At 62.6% G+C, this 16,651-nt stretch carries 17 protein-coding genes; 7 read left to right on the forward strand and 10 right to left on the reverse strand.

The annotated features are described in order from the left end of the window. Positions 1-171 precede the first annotated feature (171 nt). Positions 172-1,014, forward strand: a complete 843-nt coding sequence (locus AArcS_RS15125) for a polyprenyl synthetase family protein (protein WP_238478249.1) — start codon at positions 172-174, stop codon at positions 1,012-1,014. Positions 1,015-1,031: 17 nt separating this feature from the next. Here AArcS_RS15125 and AArcS_RS15130 read toward each other — a convergent pair whose 3' ends face one another. Beyond that, entirely contained in the window at positions 1,032-2,120 is a 1,089-nt protein-coding gene (locus AArcS_RS15130; protein WP_238478250.1) for a DUF373 family protein, read from the reverse strand. A 42-nt stretch (positions 2,121-2,162) separates the two neighbouring features. Next, positions 2,163-2,822 carry a DUF6517 family protein gene (locus AArcS_RS15135; RefSeq protein ID WP_238478251.1) on the reverse strand — a complete coding sequence of 220 codons (660 nt, stop codon included), beginning with the start codon at positions 2,820-2,822 and terminating at the stop codon, positions 2,163-2,165. Between the two features lie 137 nt (positions 2,823-2,959). Between AArcS_RS15135 and AArcS_RS15140 the strand changes: the two genes are divergently transcribed. Next, positions 2,960-3,955, forward strand: a complete 996-nt coding sequence (locus AArcS_RS15140; protein WP_238478252.1) for a radical SAM protein — start codon at positions 2,960-2,962, stop codon at positions 3,953-3,955. 176 nt (positions 3,956-4,131) lie between these two features. On the opposite strand, the gene AArcS_RS15145 is transcribed toward AArcS_RS15140, so the two are convergent. From AArcS_RS15145 to AArcS_RS15160, 4 genes are all read right to left on the reverse strand, one after another. Further along, positions 4,132-4,737, reverse strand: a complete 606-nt coding sequence (locus tag AArcS_RS15145) for a DUF7411 family protein (RefSeq protein ID WP_238478253.1) — start codon at positions 4,735-4,737, stop codon at positions 4,132-4,134. A 1-nt stretch (position 4,738) separates the two neighbouring features. Next, the gene (locus AArcS_RS15150) at positions 4,739-5,092 is read right to left on the reverse strand and encodes a DNA-binding protein (RefSeq protein ID WP_238478254.1); all 354 of its coding nucleotides are present in this window, start codon (positions 5,090-5,092) and stop codon (positions 4,739-4,741) included. 128 nt (positions 5,093-5,220) lie between these two features. After that, a complete protein-coding gene (locus AArcS_RS15155) occupies positions 5,221-5,670 on the reverse strand; it encodes a 30S ribosomal protein S19e (protein WP_238478255.1) in 450 nt (149 codons plus the stop codon). A 57-nt stretch (positions 5,671-5,727) separates the two neighbouring features. Then, complete coding sequence (locus AArcS_RS15160) at positions 5,728-6,708, reverse strand: oxidoreductase (protein ID WP_238478256.1); 981 nt, start codon at positions 6,706-6,708, stop codon at positions 5,728-5,730. A 157-nt stretch (positions 6,709-6,865) separates the two neighbouring features. On the opposite strand from AArcS_RS15160, the gene thiL reads away from it, so the two are divergent. Next, on the forward strand, positions 6,866-7,738 hold the full coding sequence (gene thiL / locus AArcS_RS15165; protein ID WP_238478257.1) for a thiamine-phosphate kinase: 873 nt from the start codon (positions 6,866-6,868) through the stop codon (positions 7,736-7,738). A gap of 8 nt (positions 7,739-7,746) precedes the next feature. Here thiL and AArcS_RS15170 read toward each other — a convergent pair whose 3' ends face one another. The 3 genes from AArcS_RS15170 to AArcS_RS15180 all read right to left on the reverse strand — a co-directional run bounded on the left by AArcS_RS15170 (position 7,747) and on the right by AArcS_RS15180 (position 10,310). Further along, a complete protein-coding gene (locus AArcS_RS15170; RefSeq protein WP_238478258.1) occupies positions 7,747-8,868 on the reverse strand; it encodes a site-2 protease family protein in 1,122 nt (373 codons plus the stop codon). Between the two features lie 61 nt (positions 8,869-8,929). After that, complete coding sequence (locus AArcS_RS15175) at positions 8,930-9,190, reverse strand: DUF7123 family protein (protein ID WP_238478259.1); 261 nt, start codon at positions 9,188-9,190, stop codon at positions 8,930-8,932. A gap of 289 nt (positions 9,191-9,479) precedes the next feature. Beyond that, positions 9,480-10,310, reverse strand: coding sequence for a molybdopterin synthase (locus tag AArcS_RS15180; RefSeq protein WP_238478260.1), 831 nt, complete (start codon positions 10,308-10,310; stop codon positions 9,480-9,482). Between the two features lie 93 nt (positions 10,311-10,403). Here AArcS_RS15180 and AArcS_RS15185 point away from each other — a divergent pair, with 93 nt between their 5' ends. The 4 genes from AArcS_RS15185 to AArcS_RS15200 all read left to right on the forward strand — a co-directional run bounded on the left by AArcS_RS15185 (position 10,404) and on the right by AArcS_RS15200 (position 16,148). After that, positions 10,404-11,783: a hemolysin family protein gene (locus tag AArcS_RS15185; protein ID WP_238478261.1), complete on the forward strand. Its 1,380-nt coding sequence runs from the start codon at positions 10,404-10,406 to the stop codon at positions 11,781-11,783. Between the two features lie 61 nt (positions 11,784-11,844). Further along, the gene (gene pyrH, locus AArcS_RS15190; RefSeq protein ID WP_238478262.1) at positions 11,845-12,570 is read left to right on the forward strand and encodes a UMP kinase; all 726 of its coding nucleotides are present in this window, start codon (positions 11,845-11,847) and stop codon (positions 12,568-12,570) included. Further along, positions 12,567-14,303, forward strand: a complete 1,737-nt coding sequence (gene lysS / locus AArcS_RS15195; protein WP_238478263.1) for a lysine--tRNA ligase — start codon at positions 12,567-12,569, stop codon at positions 14,301-14,303. The genes pyrH and lysS overlap by 4 nt, the downstream gene beginning before the upstream one ends. Positions 14,304-14,354: 51 nt before the next feature. After that, complete coding sequence (locus AArcS_RS15200; RefSeq protein ID WP_238478264.1) at positions 14,355-16,148, forward strand: site-2 protease family protein; 1,794 nt, start codon at positions 14,355-14,357, stop codon at positions 16,146-16,148. Here AArcS_RS15200 and AArcS_RS15205 read toward each other — a convergent pair whose 3' ends face one another. After that, a complete protein-coding gene (locus AArcS_RS15205) occupies positions 16,149-16,649 on the reverse strand; it encodes a 2'-5' RNA ligase family protein (protein WP_238478265.1) in 501 nt (166 codons plus the stop codon). Positions 16,650-16,651 lie beyond the last annotated feature (2 nt).

Genomic DNA, 16,651 nt, shown 5'->3' on the forward strand with positions numbered 1-16,651 from the left:
TACCCTATGACGGCGTTGAACGTCTTGAGTCCTTTCCTTCCAGTTGGATTAGCTTACCTGTCGGTATGATATACATACTCGACGCGTAAACAAAGCATACTGGCAACCGAACTGTCCACGGCGTCCACGGATTCGTCACCTACTTGCCCACGGGACCCTAACCTTGCTTCGATGAAGTTTCTGGAGCGCCGACGGGGACTGGTCGAAAATCGACTGGAGGCGGTGCTCGACGAGGTCGAACCCACGGAGCTGTCCGAGGAGCTCGAACACGTCGCGCTCTCGGGCGGAAAACGCGTCCGACCGCTCGTCACGATCCTCGCGTGTGAGGCCGCCGATGGGGATGCCGAGGACGCCGTCGACTTCGGCGTCGGCATCGAACTGGTCCACAACGCCTCGCTAGTGATCGACGACGTGATCGATCAGTCGGAGATGCGCCGGGGCGTCGAAAGTGCCTGGACCGCCCACGGCTTCGGTCCCGCGATCATCGCGAGCGATGGCCTGCTCGGCGAGGCGTTCGAACTCTTTTCCGACGAACCACGAGCGATGCAGGCCGCGACGGAATCGATGATAGAACTGGGTGAAGGCGAGGCGACAGAACTCGTCGCTCAGCCGACAAACGAAGCCGAGTATATGCAACTCGCCCGCCGAAAAACCGGCGCACTGTTTCGCGCTGCAGCAGAACTGGGCGCGATCGCGGCCGACGCCGACCCGTTCACCGTCGAAGCCTTCGGCGAGTACGCCGAACGAATGGGGGTTGCCTTTCAGATCCGTGACGACGTGCTCGATGCGACTGCGGACGCAGAGAAACTCGGCAAGCCGACGAATCAGGACGCCGAGATGGAGCGCCCCTCGGTCGTACAGGTGACGGAGCTAACTCCCGACGAGGCGAACGCGCTCGCACGCAAAGAAGCGGACAGGGCGATCGACGCCCTCGAACGGACGGGGACGGCAGACACCGACCCGGGCGAGTACCTCCGCGACCTCGCGGAGTTCGTCGTCGTTCGAGAGCACTGAGCGGCTGCGGTCCGGAGCTACGACGCCGATTCGTCGGCAGTCGGATACCGGTCTTCGGCGATGGCGAACGCGAGCGTACTGCCGATCCCCAGAAGTGTTCCACTCGTGAGCGCCGCAGCGAGGTAGGACAGCCCCTCGATCCCGAGTACGTACGCGCTGACGCCATGGAGTACGACCGCGATAGCGAGGACGTAAAACGGGGCGTTGAGATAGCGCCACTCCAGCCCATCCGCCAGATACTCGTCGGTAATCTGTCCCAGACTCGTTGTGACGCCCGCCGCTGCGAACCACTGGACGGCACCGTAGACGAGCGCGGACAACGTCTCCAGCGCGCCGAGAGCACCCGGCTCACCGGCCTGTACGGCTTCGAGCTGGTCAACGCCGCTGACCCCGCCGATAACGAGCAACACGGCAGCGACGAGATAGGTTATCAGCGTTACTCGCCCTGCGTAGAGGCTCCGACGGGCGCGCTCGGCTGTGGCATCGAGGTGCTCACCGAGCCCCAGCCCCCGAGAGAGCAGATAGAGACCGAGCAGACCCGAAGTGACGCCAAGCACGAGCCCGGGGAGATCAAAATAGCTCGCAAGCACCGCCAGCGGATACATAAGGAGGAGAATACCAAGCGGCATCAACAACGTCCCCCGTGTCTCGGGGTCGTCCAGGACCTGCTTGATCGTGTAGTAGATCGATTCGAGGTCTTGCGCCTGTCGAACGACGACCCGCGAGACGCCGTCGACGGTAACCCGCGAGCGAATCACCGGGACGACGCTCTCGTCCTGTGCGCCGTCGGTGACGATGAGTGCCCGAACCTCCTCGCGCGTCGAGAGGCTCGCGAGGACGGTATCGACCTCCTCGCCGACCTTCCGGTTCGCCGCGACGTCGCTCCCGTTCGTCCCCGTCACCGCGGCGACCTCGACCGTCTCGTCAGTGATAGACTGGGCGATATTGAGCCCCTTGAACAGGACGTTGACGTCGCTGTCCTCGGGATCGGCGGTCGCGAGTTCGACGGCCGCATCGCGGATGGCCTCTCGACCGATCACGGGCGTCGTGACGCCGGTCTTCCGGCCGAGGTCGTCGTCGAGGTCGACACAGAGGACGAGCAGCATCCGATCGGAGGTAGAACGGCCCGTGATTTACGTGTTTGGTCCTCACCCCTCGTGCTCGATGCCGTCGTACAGCGTCCGAACGGCATCGTCCTCGCCCGGCAGGTCATCGGGATAGACTGCGAGGCCGAGCAGGAAGTCGTCGCCGTGGTCGACAGCCCCGGAGACGTGCAGCTGGAGATCGATCGTCACGCCGGTGCCAGTGATGTCCGCACGGCCCTCGTACTCGGTGATCGTCGGTTCCGCGCCGAGCATCGGTGTCGTATACTCCCCGGTCCGGCGGAGGTCAGCCAGCCCCTCGTAGCGGTCCTGCACCATCCCGACGATCCGGTCGGTATCCCAGCGATCGATCGGGTTGATCGATCGGCCCGCTATCTCGAACTTCGGCGTCGAGAAGACGCTGAAGACTGCACCCTGAAACCGGTCGAGGAGTTGGAGATCGACCGCGCGGTCGTACTGGGCGTGCCAGTTGGTGAGTCGAACTGTACGACTCTGTCCGGCGACCTCGAACGTCTCCTCGACTGGAGCCTCCTCGATCTCGTGTTCGCCGTAGCCGGTGCTATCGAGTGCGTCCTGCGAGACGCTTCCCGGCGATGACGAGAACTCCAAGTCCTCGTTGCGGTTTATAAAGCCTAGACAGCCCGCGAGGCCGCCGGTGAGCGCCCCACCGGAGACAGCAAGTAGACGCCGTCGTTGCGAGTTCATCGGCGGGATGGTGGTCCCCGACGTATGAATACTCTGTGGCCCGATAGCACTGTGATAACCGGGCACAAACACCGCGTTTGGGCCGGAGCACTGATCCGGACGCTTTTTCAGGACCCGAAACATACGGGGAACAACGAATGATCTCGAAGGGGTGCGAGCAGTGCGCAAAAGGGGGGAAGATGGTCATGTTCGTCTACGGCTACTGTGACCAGCGCGACTGCTTTTACTGCCCGCTCGGCGAGAACAGAAAGAACGTCACGGACGTCTACGCCAACGAACGACTTGTCGAGTCCGACGAGGATGTCCTGGAGGAAGCCCACCGGATGGACGCGCTTGGTACCTCGATTACCGGCGGGGAGCCCCAGGAGGCGATGGACCGGACCTGCCACTATCTCGAACTCCTGAAATCGGAGTTCGGCGAGGACCATCATACGCATCTGTACACCGGGATCACGGGCGGCCGTGAGAACATGCACCGGCTCTCGGAGGCGGGCCTCGACGAGATCCGGTTTCACCCACCGTACGATCAGTGGGGCGATCTCCACGGTACCGAGTGGGAGGAGATCCTCTACATCGCTCGCGAGGAGGGGATGACACCCGCCTTCGAGATTCCCGGCATCCGCGCCGAGACCGAGTTCCTCGACTTTCTGGACGAGGGCGCAGCCGAGTTCTGTAACGTAAACGAGTTCGAGATGAGCGACGGCAACTACCGCCGGATGCAAGAGCAGGGCTACGAACTCAAAGACGGCCACATGAGCGCGGTCGACGGGGACCGTGAGGAGATCCTTGACATCATGGGCGATCACGAGAAGGTCTACTTCTGTACCAGCGTCTTCAAAGACGCCGCCCAGCACCGTCGCCGCCTGAAGCGGATGGCCCGGAACATCCGCCGCGAGTTCGACGAGATCACCGACGACGGCACTATCGTCTACGGAAAGACGTGGGTCACCGAACAGCGACTCGACGAACTGGGCGTTCCCGAGGAGTTCTACACGGTCAAATCCGACCACGTCGAGATCGCGTGGTGGCTTCTCGAAGAGATGGTTGATGAAGGTGACGTGTCGGATGGCGAGATAGTCGAGCAGTACCCAACCGTGAATGGGACAGTGGTCGAGCGGACGCCGCTGGCGTAACGTCGGGGATCAACTCTTTGGCGAGCAACTCTTCGACCATACGTGCGGATCGACGGCCGACGGGAAGGTCCTTTTGACCAGTGCGATCCCGGTAGGTGTCAATTGTGAACGTGTAGTTTCGGGAACCCGACGATACGGCTGTGTAACACAGGTGTGTCCGCGACGCAATCACCGACTCACTCGTCCCCAGCCGCTCGTACGTCGGTCACGTGCGTCTGCTCGTGATCAGGGAATACCTCGCCGATCGCATCGGAGCCATATTCGTCCCCCAGTAGCGCACGCAGTTCCGCCTCGTAGTCCGAACGGGAAATCTGCTCGCTCGGCCCGACCGTGACGTCGAGCGTCGCGTCGACGATGCGGTCGACCGCGCCCCGTCCGAAGCCTGAAAGCGGCGCGATGTAGTCGATCCCATGACGGTCTTCGAGGCTCTGGGCCTGTGCACGCGACACCGAAGGGACACGGTCGTCACGGCGTGTTCCATCAGCGACGGCGTCAAAATCCATCTCGGCGACGGATTCGAGGGCGTGAACGTGGACGTCCTGAATGGCGTTTCGTGGATAGCCATCCTCGCGCATCTGCTCGACAGCCTCGTGGGCAACTGACTCGTCGAGTTCGACGCGCTCGAAGGAATACGCAAGCGTTTCGGCGGTGTCGCGAGCGTGTTGCCAGTCGTCGGTGACGCCGAAATGGGCGGTGACCAGCGTCAGGTCGTAAAACTCGTCGAGCAACAGGGCGGCGAGCGTGGAATCTTTTCCACCGCTAAAGAGGAGGCCGAGTCGCATCCTACCGCCGCCGGATGTTGAAGCTCTGGGAGTCAGGTTTGAGCTCTTCGAGCAGGTCTTTCATCTGGTCCTCGTCGATCTGTCCCTGTACGCGACCGCTCTGGGCGAGCGCGACGACCTGCCGTTCGACCTGCTCGCCGAAGTCCGGCTTGGACATCTTGACAGTGTTGAGTCGCTTTCGTGCGCCATCAGTGAGATGCTGACGAAGCATCGCCTGTTTCTGGGCGTCGGCCTGCTCCTGTCGCGCCTGCTGGGCCTCCGCGGCGTCGCCGCCACTCTGTTGTTGTTCTTTGAGCTGTTCCATCTTCTTCTGACGGATCTCGTCGAGTCGGTCCTCGTCGGGGTTGCCACTCATGTCTGTCTAGACGATGCTTCGCTGGCGGCAAAATCATTACGGACGCGTCAGGAAAAGGGCGGGCGGACCGCTCGACGGTGAAGCGACTAGGCGAAAGCGGAGGGTGACAGAACGAAACTACGGGACGTTTACGCGTACTTTTCGAGTTCGGGGCGATCGAGATCCTCGAGTACGGCGTCGGCGGTATCGGTGAGGAGGCTCTCGCCCTCGGGTGTGATGCGTCGACCTTCGCCGTCAGCCGTGGTGACGAGGTCCTCGTCTTCGAGCTGCTGGAGGATCGTTCGGATAACGTTCTGGCTGCCGTCGACGCGCTTGTCGGGGGCGACGCGGTAGCGGTTCGAGCCGTTCTTCGAACCACCGTATTCGGTGGAAAGACGCTCGACACCGACGGGGCCGCTGATCGCGACCTTGCGGAGAAGGCTGGCGGCGCGGGTGGCCCAGAAGTCCTCCTGTTCTGGCGGCAGTTCGGCGTCGACGCCGGTCGTGGCGAACTCGGCCCAGTCGGGTTCTTCGATCTCGATCTCCTCGGCGAGCGCCTCGATGAGCGCGTCCGCAGGTACGTCGTACAGCGTTGTCATAGGGATTTCTTCCCTGCCGCGCCATTTAAGACCATCGTATCGTGGTCGTGCCGGCGTTCAGGCGCTCGTGGTGTGGGAATCGAACTCGTAGGAGACACCGGTTAGCTCCACAGAGATCCTCCAGAGTTTACGGGCGAGTTCGCGATCGTACGAGGCCTCACTTGAGCGCTGTCGCTCGGGGTACCCACGCATATTAAGGAGACCGCCGGGCCCGATGTACTCGCCCCCCTCGATATCGGCGGCGGTAGCGGCGTACAACAGTGGTAGCGAGCCTCGCTCGGATGGCTGAGCGAACAGCCGATTTGCCAGCGAGGCGAGCCGTTCTCTGATGGCCGACCCCGACAGCTTCGGCCCGCGCCGCTGGAGGTTCGTATCGGCGTAGCCGGGATGGCAGGTGAGACTCGTCACGTTCATCCCGGCGTCGTCGAGCCGCCGGTTCAGCTCGTACGCGAAGAGGACGTTCGCGAGTTTGCTCCGGCCGTACGCGTCCCACTTGTCGTACGAGTGCTTTGCGTCTTCGCCCGCAATACGGGAGACGAGACGCTCCGGATCGATCTCCCCGCGTTCGTGGATCTCACTGGCGTGTGTGACAACACGGCTTTCGGCGTCAGGGGCGGCGAGCAGATCGAGCAACTGTTCCGTGAGTGCGAAGTGCCCGAGGTGGTTGACGCCGAACTGGCGCTCGAACCCGTCCGCCGTTTCGCGGTACGGAATCGCCATCACGCCGGCGTTGTTACAGAGAACGTCGAGTTCGTTGTAGGCTTCCTGGAGGCGATCGGCGAACGCCTCGATCGAATCGAGATCGGCGAGATCACAGCGTTCGACGACCAGGTCGGCGTCCGGAACCTCCGTCAGGATCTCGTCCCGGGCCCGTTCTCCACGTCCGCGGTCCCGACAGGCCATCACGACCTCGCCGCCCTTGCGTGCGAACGCTTTCGTCGCCTCGAAACCGAGCCCGCTGTTCGCGCCAGTGATGACGATCCGTCTCCCGGACTGATTCGGCATGTTCTCTATCGTCCATTGATCCGCCGCTGACATTTCGAGCCCGTATGGACTACGTCAGCTAAACGCTTTGGTGGACCTACCTGACAGCGAACGGACCGGTAGCCGCTACGTTCGGTCTGCGTGACGGACGGCTAGCAGCGAACCGACATCGATCGCGTCGCTTTTTGTACCGCCCCGGAAAGTACTCGACATGGACGAGCGCGCCGCGCTGTCGATGCTCGAAACCGAACTAGAAGCCGCCGGAGACGACGCCGCCGTCGTCGGCGAGCAGGTCATCACGACCGACATGCTCCACGAGCGGTCCGACTTCCCCGACGGCACGAGCCGGTACACAGCAGGCTGGCGCGCGGTCGGTGCGTCGCTGTCGGACGTCGCCGCGATGGGGGCAACGGCGACGGCCGCGGTCGCCGTCTACGCCACACCCGAGTTCGATCGGGCTGAACTCACCGAGTTCGTCGAGGGAGCCCGGCACGTCTGCGAGGCGGTCGGCGGGGCCTACGTTGGGGGCGATCTCGACACCCACGTCGAGTTTACTGTTGCGACGACCGCGATCGGCCGAACCGACGATCCGGTACTGCGGAGCGGTGCAGAGCCGGGTGATGCAGTCTGTGTGACAGGAGCGTTTGGCCGGAGCGCCGCCGGACTGGAGCTGTTTCGGGTGGGAGATGTAGAGCGCGGGAACGAGCTCTTCCAGTTCACTCCCAGGATAGCCGCAGGGAGAGCGCTCGCGCCGGACGCAACGGCCATGATGGATTCGAGCGACGGGCTTGCACGCTCGCTCCACCAGATGGCCGAGAAAAGCGACTGTGGGTTCGAGATCGAGTTCGACGCCGTCCCGGTTGCAGACGCCGTTGAGGAGGTAGTGGACAGTGAGGACGAGCGCCGCGAAGCAGCCCTCTTTTTTGGCGAGGACTTCGAGCTCGTGTTCACGGTGCCCGAGGATGCCATCGACAGTCTCGCCGAGCGATCACCGGCACCGATCAGTCGGATCGGTCGGGTGACAGAGCAGAACGTGCTGCTCGACGGGGATTCACTGCCGGACCGGGGCTACACACACGGCTGAATCGCCAGTCAGCCGATAACCTCGAACGGGACCGGCGTGAAACACAGCGCTGCAAGGAAGAACGTAACCATACCGACAGCCATGCGTTTCGGGCCGAGTGACGCTTCCGAAAGGGGTTGTGCCGGTCCGGCAGCGACAAAAAACAGCGCTATCAGCCCCCAGAACAGCCAGATGAAGGAGCCAGCGAAGCTCACACCGGCGCCGTAGTAGAGGTATCCGGCGAGGCCGAACAGCGCCCACGGTACCAGAGCGGCCGCCGCTTCCATCTTCCGGCCGAACATAGCTCGGGAGATGTGGCCACCGTCGAGCTGGCCAACCGGGATCATGTTCAGGAAGGTGATGAACATGCCGACCCACCCACCGATGACGACCGGATGGACGCTCCGCATCGGATCGTCGGCGTATAGTGACTCGCCGAGTGCACTGGCGAGGAGCTCCAGCAGTGGCGGGTGTCCGAGCATGACTGTAATCCCGTCGTCGCTTTCGGCGAACTCCGCTGGAACCGTCATCGGGTCGAGCGTCAGTCCGATCGCGGTAACGATCACGGTCGCAACGAGGCCCGCAAGCGGCCCGGCAACGCCGATATCGAACTGAGCACGTCGATCCGGGATCGGTCCGCTCATTTTGATAACTGCTCCTGCCGTTCCAATGATCGAAGGAATCGGAATAAAATACGGCAGGGTCGCGTTGACGCCGTGGTATCGACTCATTACGTAGTGCCCCAGTTCGTGGATTCCGAGCACAGTGAGCAACGCGACGGTAAACGGCCAGGCATCTAGTATGGCAAAGACGCCATCTGACGGATCGATGTGAAACCAGAGCGCGCCCGCGATCAGCGTCGAGATGATCGTCGCGAGCAACAGTACGACGTTCGTCCACGGGATTCCATCCATCCCGGTATCGATCGGTTCCGCGACGATGACGTCGGTCCGCCCACGTCTACTGAAGCTAATCCTGTATCCGGCGTCGTTGAACACCGGCCACAGTTCGCGAAGCAGATGCTCGTAGGATACAAGCGGTACTCCGTAGTACTCGATTCGGTCGTCCTCGGTACGTACTTCGTGGACGTGAAAGCGACCAGTAAGAGCCGATAGTGGCGGGCCAGCATCGGGCGACTCCGTCGCGTGCATCTATTCGATCATAATGCTCGCCACGGTTAAAGAGTCCACGGCGCGGGGACGGGCAACAGGGTCACGCGGGTTCGACACGCCACGTCGTCGCGCTCGTGTACGACCATTTTTCGACTTCCAGGTCTGGACAGGAATCCCGAAGCTTGACCATCAGGGCACCGATCTCCTTAGGCGAGAGGCCGACCTCGTCCGCGATGAACTTGCCCTTGAAGTAGAGTTCGCCATCGTTAGCTTTCTCCGCAAGGTACTCGCGAAGGCGCTCTTCTTTGGTGCGGTTATTTTGCGGATCGTCGTTCGTGGAGGGCTGTGGAGTTGCGCTCATTGATACCACCTGATTCCATCTAACCATCCGGGATATGTTATAAAGGAAGGTTACTTCGACCTGTTTCGGCCCGATTTGCCGATTTTGCCAACAATAGCAGACGTTTTATCGCCCGACGCGATATTTCATAACTCCCTCAAAGCAGCTAAGACGTTTTAAAACCACCTCTAAGTCAGTAATAGTGTATTTCTATGCGATAGTCAATTACTAACTGACACGAGAGGATAACGACGAGATCGAAGGCTCCCGGCTAGCTTCTGGCCCGGGCTGGCACCGCGGCCGCGAACTCCTACTCCCGCTGATGGACCCAGAACTCCTCGTCAACCGTGACCTCTTTTTTGAACAGCGGCACTTCGTCCTTGAGGCGGTTGATCCCATCTTCGACGGTGCGGAACGCCTCCTCGCGATGCCCAGCGAGGACGACGACGAAGACGATGTCCTCGCCGTACTCGATGACGCCGGTCCGGTGATGCAATAGCACACGCTGGACGCCCTCGCGGGCCTCCAGTTCCTCACGGATCGTCGCCATCCGATCGTCGGCAACGCCGTCGTACTTCTCGAACTGCAGGTACTCCGTCGGGGCGTCATCGTCGGCGTCTTTCGCTCTGACGCGCCCGGTGAACGTGGCGATCGCGCCCGCGCGTTCGGCTTCCGGCGCGCGTTTTGCGCTCGCTACGAGCGATTCGAGCGACTCGAACGGTTCGAGTTCCTCGATCCGCTCGACAACGGAGGAGATATCGATAGCGGCGGCGTCTTCGCCACGGGCAATGGCAGTGCCCGTATGCTCTCGACCTGCGAGTACCACTTGCGGGAGATCCGCCTCGCTATACCCTTCGACAACTGTGTAGTCGTGGGCTATCGACAGTTCTGCGAGCGTCCCGTCAAGCGTCCGTTCTTCGCCGGTAGCGAACCAGCCATCGTCATCGGTCACTCCGTAGGTTGTCTCTGCACCGGCGTTCCGGTGGCGGTGTGTGTCCTTTCCGTCAGTATCTATCTCTGGGGCGTGGGTCATGCGTTTGATCGTCGCGACCCGACCACGCTCGCTCAGTCGGTCGACGATCCGTTCGACGAGCGTTGTCTTTCCCGAGTCCGAGGGACCGACGACACCAAGTAGTTGCATACGTCACCCCACGGTTGCCCGGGGTTTGTACGTTCTGGAGCATGCGCCGACCATCGAGTGAAACTATACGGCTGGAACCGGAACGTTTCCGCAATGATGCCGTTCGTATCCGATCCGGTCGTACTCGATCTACTGTCGACGGTGCTCGCCGGGGGAGCGCCACCGGTCGACGGTGCAGTCGACGTGTTGTCACGTGAAGCAGTGACAGCGGGTGGAATCCTCGCAATTGTCGTACTGATCGGCCTCTCGGCCTTCTTTGCCTCCTCGGAGATCGCTATCTTCTCTCTCGGGAACCACCGCGTCAGCGCGCTCGTCGAGGAGGGTGCTCGCGGAGCGAGGACACTCGAAGCCCTGAAATCGAAGCCGAGACGACTGCTGGTGACGATTCTGGTCGGAAACAACATCGCCAATATCGCGATGTCCTCGATCGCGACTGGTCTGCTCGGCATGTATTTCGACGGCGGACAGGCCGTCCTCATCGCCACGTTCGGGATCACGTCGATCGTCCTGCTGTTCGGCGAGAGCGCACCCAAATCCTATGCCGTCGAAAACAGCGAATCGTGGGCCCTGCGGATATCAAGGCCCCTGAAACTGTCCGAATATCTGCTCTTTCCGCTGATCGTTATCTTCGACAGGTTGACGCGGATCATCAACCGGCTCATGGGAAGCGAGGGGAACTTCGAGAACGCCTACGTCACGCGCTCGGAGATTCAGGACATGATCGAGACGGGCGAGCGCGAGGGCGTCCTGGAGGCCGACGAACACGAGATGCTCCAGCGGATTCTCCGGTTTCGCAACCGGATCGCCAAGGAGGTGATGGTGCCCCGTCTCGATGTCGTCGGCGTCCCCGCCGAGGCGAGTGTCGAGGAGGCAGTCGACGTCGCAATCGAAAGCGGCTACTCCCGGCTTCCGGTGTACGAGGGGACGCTCGACGACGTGGTCGGCGTCGTGGAAGTGAACGACCTTGTCGATGCGAGCGGTAACGGCGAAAACCTGACCGCACGTGATGTCGCAATCGATCCCTACATCGTCCCGGAATCGAAAGACGTCGACGAGATCCTGACCGAGCTCCGGGAGGATCGACGCAGACTGGCGATCGTCGTCGACGAGTTCGGCACGACCGCCGGAATCGTCACCATGGAGGATATCGTCGAGGAGATCATCGGCGAGGTGCTCGGCAAGACCGAACAGGTGCCGATCCGGTGGCTCGCCGAGAACGTCGTACTCGTCCGGGGGGAGGTGAACGTCCACGAAGTCAACGAGGCGCTCGATATCGAGCTACCGGAGGGCGGCGAGTTCGAGTCGATTGCTGGTTTCGTGTTCGACCGGGCGGGACGCCTCGTCGAGGAGGGCGAGACGGTTACACACGACGGGGTGAAACTGGTCGTCCAGACCGCGGAGAACAACCGAATTCTGGAGGTTCGGGTCGAGCTTCCGAAGGAGCAAGTCCCGGACGAGAGTGACGAACAGTAACACCCACGGAACGCCGGACTTGGCAACCCTTAAGACTGCAACAGGGGTATCGTGGAGTAGTATGAAAGTGGTCGTTTCTATCGGCGGGAGCGTACTCGCGCCGGATCTGGGGGCCGAACGGATCCGCGAGCACGCCGCCGTCATCGAGGGACTGGTCGAGGACGGCTGTACCGTCGGTGCAGTTGTCGGCGGCGGCACCGTCGCGCGCGAGTATATCGGTACTGCACGGGATCTGGGCGCGAACGAGATGAGACTCGACGAGATCGGGATCGATGTCACACGTCTGAACGCACGTCTCCTGATCTCCGCATTGGGACAAGAAGCCGTACCCTCGCCCGCCAAAACCTACGAGGAGGCGGGCGAAGCGATCCGGCGCGGTGACATCTGTGTGATGGGTGGCGTTGCTCCGGCACAGACGACCGATGCCGTCAGCGCGGCTCTCGCGGAGTACGTCGACGCCGACCTGCTGGTCTACGCCACCAGCGTTCCCGGCGTCTACAGCGCCGATCCGAACGAAACCGATGACGCGACGAAACACGAGCGGCTTTCGGCGGCGGAACTCGTCGACGTGATCGCCGGGATCGAGATGAACGCAGGGAGTTCGGCACCGGTCGACCTGCTCGCCGCGAAGGTGATCCAACGGTCCGGGATGCGAACCATCGTTCTGGACGGTACGAAGCCCGAACGCATCTCGGGAGCGGTCCGCTACGGCGATCATGAGGGGACCGACGTGATCCCAGAGGGCGCAGGCGATGAACCGACCTACTGGGCCGACGAGGAGCGATGAGCGAGGAATCAGACGCCAGCGTGGACTCCGATCCGGAGCGTCCCGATCACGGTGTCCCGCCGGAGTACGACCCGTACCTCTTGCGAGAAGAGAACGAGGGCGACCACCACGCGTTCTGGGCCGATCGCGTCGCCGATCAGGTCGAGGCACGCGAGCCAGACGAACCGATCGTGATCAAGGGCGGTATTTCTCCGTCGGGTATCCCACATCTTGGCAACGCAAACGAGATCGTGCTGGGCTACTTCGTCGCCGAATCGCTCCGCGAGCGGGGTCACGAGGTCGAACAGATCTTCACGACCGACGATCGCGATCCCCTGCGCGGGCTCCCACGCAAACTCGCTGATCTGGACGGCGAGATCGTCGGGCTCGGTGAGGTCGACGCCAGTGCCCTCGGCCGAAATCTGGGCAAGCCCTACACCGCGATACCCGACCCCTTCGGGTGCTGTGACTCCTATGGCGACCACTTCTCGACGCTGATCGCCGGAATCGCCGAAGATCTCGACATCCCGATCGAACTCGTCTCGAACACCGCCTGCTACGAGGACGGTCGGTTCGAGGATGCGACCGAGTTCCTGCTGGAGAACCGGGAAACTGCGCGGAACGTCCTCGCGGACTATCAGGACAAGGTCGACGAGGAGTACGTCCCGTTCAACCCGATCTGTGGGGAGTGCGGGACGGTAACAGAGACCGTGACCGGCGTTGACCCCGACGCTGGCACCGTCGACTATCGCTGCACCGACATGGAGGCGGGCGACCAGACGATCGAGGGCTGTGGCCACGAGGGAACCGCGACGCTCCGGGACGGCAAGCTCCCCTGGCGCTTCGAGTGGGTAACCCAGTGGCGCGAGCTCGGCGTCGACTTCGAGCCTTTCGGCAAGGACCACGCCGAGGGGTCCTGGCCAAGCGGCGTCGATATCGCGCGTTCCGTCTTCGATGTCGAGCCGCCGGTACCGATGGTCTACGAGTGGTTTACCCTCGACGGCGAGCCGTTCTCCTCCTCTGCGGGCAACGTCGTGATGGTGCCCGAAGTGCTGGAGCTGATCGAACCCGAAGTGCTCCGGTACTTTTTCGCGAAGGACCCCACGCGCTCGCGGGATTTCTCGATTCCACGCCTCGACCAGCTCGTCGACGAGTTCGACCGCCTCGAAGCGATCTACTACGGGGATATTGATCCCGGCGAGGAGTCGGAGACGGCGTTCGCCAAGCGAGTTTACCCCTTCCTCGTTGACGATCTTGAACCGGGGGCCGATCCGAGGGAGACCGAGCGACCGGTCCGGATTCCGTTCCGCTTTGCCGCGGTGCTTGGCATGACCGAAGATCCCGAACTCCGCGAGGAGATCGCAAAGCGCGAAGGCCACATTCCAGAGGACGCGAGCGACGAAGTAGTCGAAAACGCCCTGGCGCGGGTCGAACGGGCGCGGCGGTGGGCACGTCGGACGGACAACGCCTACAACTACGAACTCAAACGCGAGTCGATACCCGACATCGAGTTCGACGCCGACACCAAGGCGGCGCTCGACGAACTCGCTGACTTCATCGAGACCCACGACGATCCCGAGGCGATCCAGAGCGAGATCTACGAGATCGCTCGACGCCACGATGTCGAGGTCGGCGACTTCTTCGCCGCTGGCTACCGACTCTTCTTCGATCAGGAACAGGGGCCGAAGCTGGGAACCTTCCTCGCGAAACTCGATGAGGCGTTCGTGCTGGCCCGGCTCCGACGTGAGCGCTAGCTGTCCTTCCAAACCAAACCCATATCAAACCGCCTCCCCGAGGATAGGCCAATGAGTACGCTGGTTTGGGTCGTGGGCGGGATCCTCGCCTACTGGGCCCTCGTACGGACGGCGAACCAGCGCGGCTGGCTGCCTGAATACGTCAAGACCCAGGGCCCGATTACGACGATCCACACGAAACGCGGTCGGGAGTTCCTCGACTGGCTCTCCCAGTGGGATCGGTTCTGGCGGGCCTGGGCGAACGTGGGGCTCGGTATCGCTCTCGTCGTGATGGTCGGGGCCTTCCTGATGCTCGTGCTCTCGGCGGCACTGGCGCTCTCCTCGCCACAGCCGAGTCAGGTCACACAGCCACGGAACGTGCTGGCGATCCCCGGTGTCAACGACTTTCTCCCACTGTCGATGGCTCCCGAGATCGTGTTTGCCCTGCTCGTCGGCCTCGTCGTCCACGAGGGGGGCCACGGCCTGCTCTGTCGCGTCGAGGACATCGACATCAACTCGATGGGCGTCGCGATGCTGGCAATCATCCCGATCGGCGCGTTCGTCGAACCCGAACAGGAGAGCCAGCGCAATGCGAGCCGTGGTGGAAGTAGCCGGATGTTCGCGGCGGGCGTGACGAACAACTTCGTGCTCTCGGTGCTCGTGTTCGCGCTGCTCTTTGGCCCGGTCGCCGGTGCAATCGCCGTCGCACCCGGCGCGTCGATCGCCGGGCCCGTTCCCAACTCGGGGGCAGAAGCGGCCGGTGTCGATCGGGGCGACCGCATCACCGCACTGGATGGCGAGCCGATCGAGACGAACAGCGACCTCGAAGGGGCGCTCGCTGATACTGACCAGGAAGCGGTGACCGTCGAACTCAACGACGACGAAGAGACGACGATCGAACAACGACTCGTCGTTCAGGGCGTCACGCAGGGCGGCCCCGACAACGTCGAGATGGGTGACCGGATCACCGCTGTCGACGGCGAGACGGTCGATACACGGGACGAACTGCAGACTGCGCTTGGTGCTGAGGAGGTCGTCACTGTGGACATGGATCGGAACGGTGAGGCCGTGGACGAGACCTTCGCTACCGGAGCGCTCGTCGTCGTAGCCGAGGACGGACCCCTCGCCACCGATGCAGGTCTCGAACCGGGATCGAGCGTCGTTATTACGGAAATCGCCGGGGAACGGGTCCTGACGGGCGACGATCTCAGCGAGGTGATGGACGAGCAATCACCCGGTGAAACCGCCGAGATCGTGGTGTACGAAGGGACCGACCGTACTACCCACGAAGTGACGTTCGCGGAAGCCGATGACGGGGGAGCACTCGTCGGGGCGGCTTCGGTTGCACCCGGCGTGAACGGTATCACGACCAGCGAGTGGGGGCTACAGTACTACCCCGCAGGCACGTACCTCGAAATCCTCGGCGGGGAGAACGACGAGGAAGCCGCGATCGATCCCGCCGTCACTGATTCGTTCATCGGCAAGACGCTACTCGTGTTGTTCCTCCCACTCGCCGGGATCATCGGCGGTGACACGTTCCCCGAGAGCTTCGCCGGCTTCACGAGCGAAATCATGAACTTCTACGTCGTCGATGGCCCGCTGGCGGCGCTTGGAGCCGGGACCTTCGTGCTGGCGAACATCCTGTTCTGGGTCGGCTGGATCAACATCCAGCTTGGCTTTTTCAACTGCATTCCCGCGTTCCCGCTCGATGGCGGGCACATCCTGCGAACCAGCACAGAGGCCATCGTCTCGCGGCTGCCGATCGAGGGCTCGTATCAGCTGACAAAGACGGTTACGACAACGGTCGGGCTGACGATGTTGCTCTGTCTGTTGCTGGTCATCTTCGGCCCCCGGCTACTCGCGTAGTCAGGCCGGGAGCGGGATCGTTCTCGCCGCTTCGCCGTGTTTCGCATCCCAGAGCCGAAGCTCCGTAATCGTCCACGTGATCGGCTCAATCTCCCGTTCGGCGAGCGCCCGGGCCGCCTCAATATCCCCGCCACCGCGCGCGAGCGTAACGTGCATCACGTAGTCCTCCCCTTCGAGTCCGTCGATCGCGCCGAAGGCGTCGACGAGTTGCTCGTGGAGCTGTTGTAGTCCCGGCGACGCGACACTGAGGTAGACGACGGGCTGGGACCCCCGGGGAGGCTCCGCGAAGTAGTCGATGCCGGTCACGCGGGCTTCGACGGCTGGTGCACCCTGCAGTTCCTGACGCACCTGCTCGGCGAGGTGCGAAAATTCGTCGTCTCCAAGGCGTTTGAGCAGCACCGAGTGCTCCTGGCGGACCGACTCGAAGCCGACGAGTTCGGGGAATAGATCGCCTGCGAGGGCGGCGACACGACCGGGAACGGGAGCGTTGAGACTGTACACTG

Source organism: Natranaeroarchaeum sulfidigenes (genome assembly GCF_017094485.1).
In the GTDB taxonomy this organism is placed as follows: Archaea; Halobacteriota; Halobacteria; order Halobacteriales; family Natronoarchaeaceae; genus Natranaeroarchaeum; species Natranaeroarchaeum sulfidigenes.

Bases quoted from the DNA above. Each gene is read 5' to 3' on its own strand.
- AArcS_RS15145 (WP_238478253.1), bottom strand. From the start codon at position 4,737: ATGCGACTCGGCCTCCTCTTTAGCGGTGGAAAAGATTCCACGCTCGCC.
- AArcS_RS15170 (WP_238478258.1), bottom strand. From the start codon at position 8,868: ATGCACGCGACGGAGTCGCCCGATGCTGGCCCGCCACTATCGGCTCTT.
- AArcS_RS15185 (WP_238478261.1), top strand. From the start codon at position 10,404: ATGATGCCGTTCGTATCCGATCCGGTCGTACTCGATCTACTGTCGACG.
- AArcS_RS15175 (WP_238478259.1), bottom strand. From the start codon at position 9,190: ATGAGCGCAACTCCACAGCCCTCCACGAACGACGATCCGCAAAATAAC.
- thiL (WP_238478257.1), top strand. From the start codon at position 6,866: ATGGACGAGCGCGCCGCGCTGTCGATGCTCGAAACCGAACTAGAAGCC.
- AArcS_RS15130 (WP_238478250.1), bottom strand. From the start codon at position 2,120: ATGCTGCTCGTCCTCTGTGTCGACCTCGACGACGACCTCGGCCGGAAG.
- AArcS_RS15150 (WP_238478254.1), bottom strand. From the start codon at position 5,092: ATGAGTGGCAACCCCGACGAGGACCGACTCGACGAGATCCGTCAGAAG.
- AArcS_RS15160 (WP_238478256.1), bottom strand. From the start codon at position 6,708: ATGTCAGCGGCGGATCAATGGACGATAGAGAACATGCCGAATCAGTCC.
- AArcS_RS15200 (WP_238478264.1), top strand. From the start codon at position 14,355: ATGAGTACGCTGGTTTGGGTCGTGGGCGGGATCCTCGCCTACTGGGCC.
- lysS (WP_238478263.1), top strand. From the start codon at position 12,567: ATGAGCGAGGAATCAGACGCCAGCGTGGACTCCGATCCGGAGCGTCCC.
- AArcS_RS15155 (WP_238478255.1), bottom strand. From the start codon at position 5,670: ATGACAACGCTGTACGACGTACCTGCGGACGCGCTCATCGAGGCGCTC.
- AArcS_RS15125 (WP_238478249.1), top strand. From the start codon at position 172: ATGAAGTTTCTGGAGCGCCGACGGGGACTGGTCGAAAATCGACTGGAG.
- AArcS_RS15140 (WP_238478252.1), top strand. From the start codon at position 2,960: ATGATCTCGAAGGGGTGCGAGCAGTGCGCAAAAGGGGGGAAGATGGTC.
- AArcS_RS15180 (WP_238478260.1), bottom strand. From the start codon at position 10,310: ATGCAACTACTTGGTGTCGTCGGTCCCTCGGACTCGGGAAAGACAACG.
- AArcS_RS15135 (WP_238478251.1), bottom strand. From the start codon at position 2,822: ATGAACTCGCAACGACGGCGTCTACTTGCTGTCTCCGGTGGGGCGCTC.
- pyrH (WP_238478262.1), top strand. From the start codon at position 11,845: ATGAAAGTGGTCGTTTCTATCGGCGGGAGCGTACTCGCGCCGGATCTG.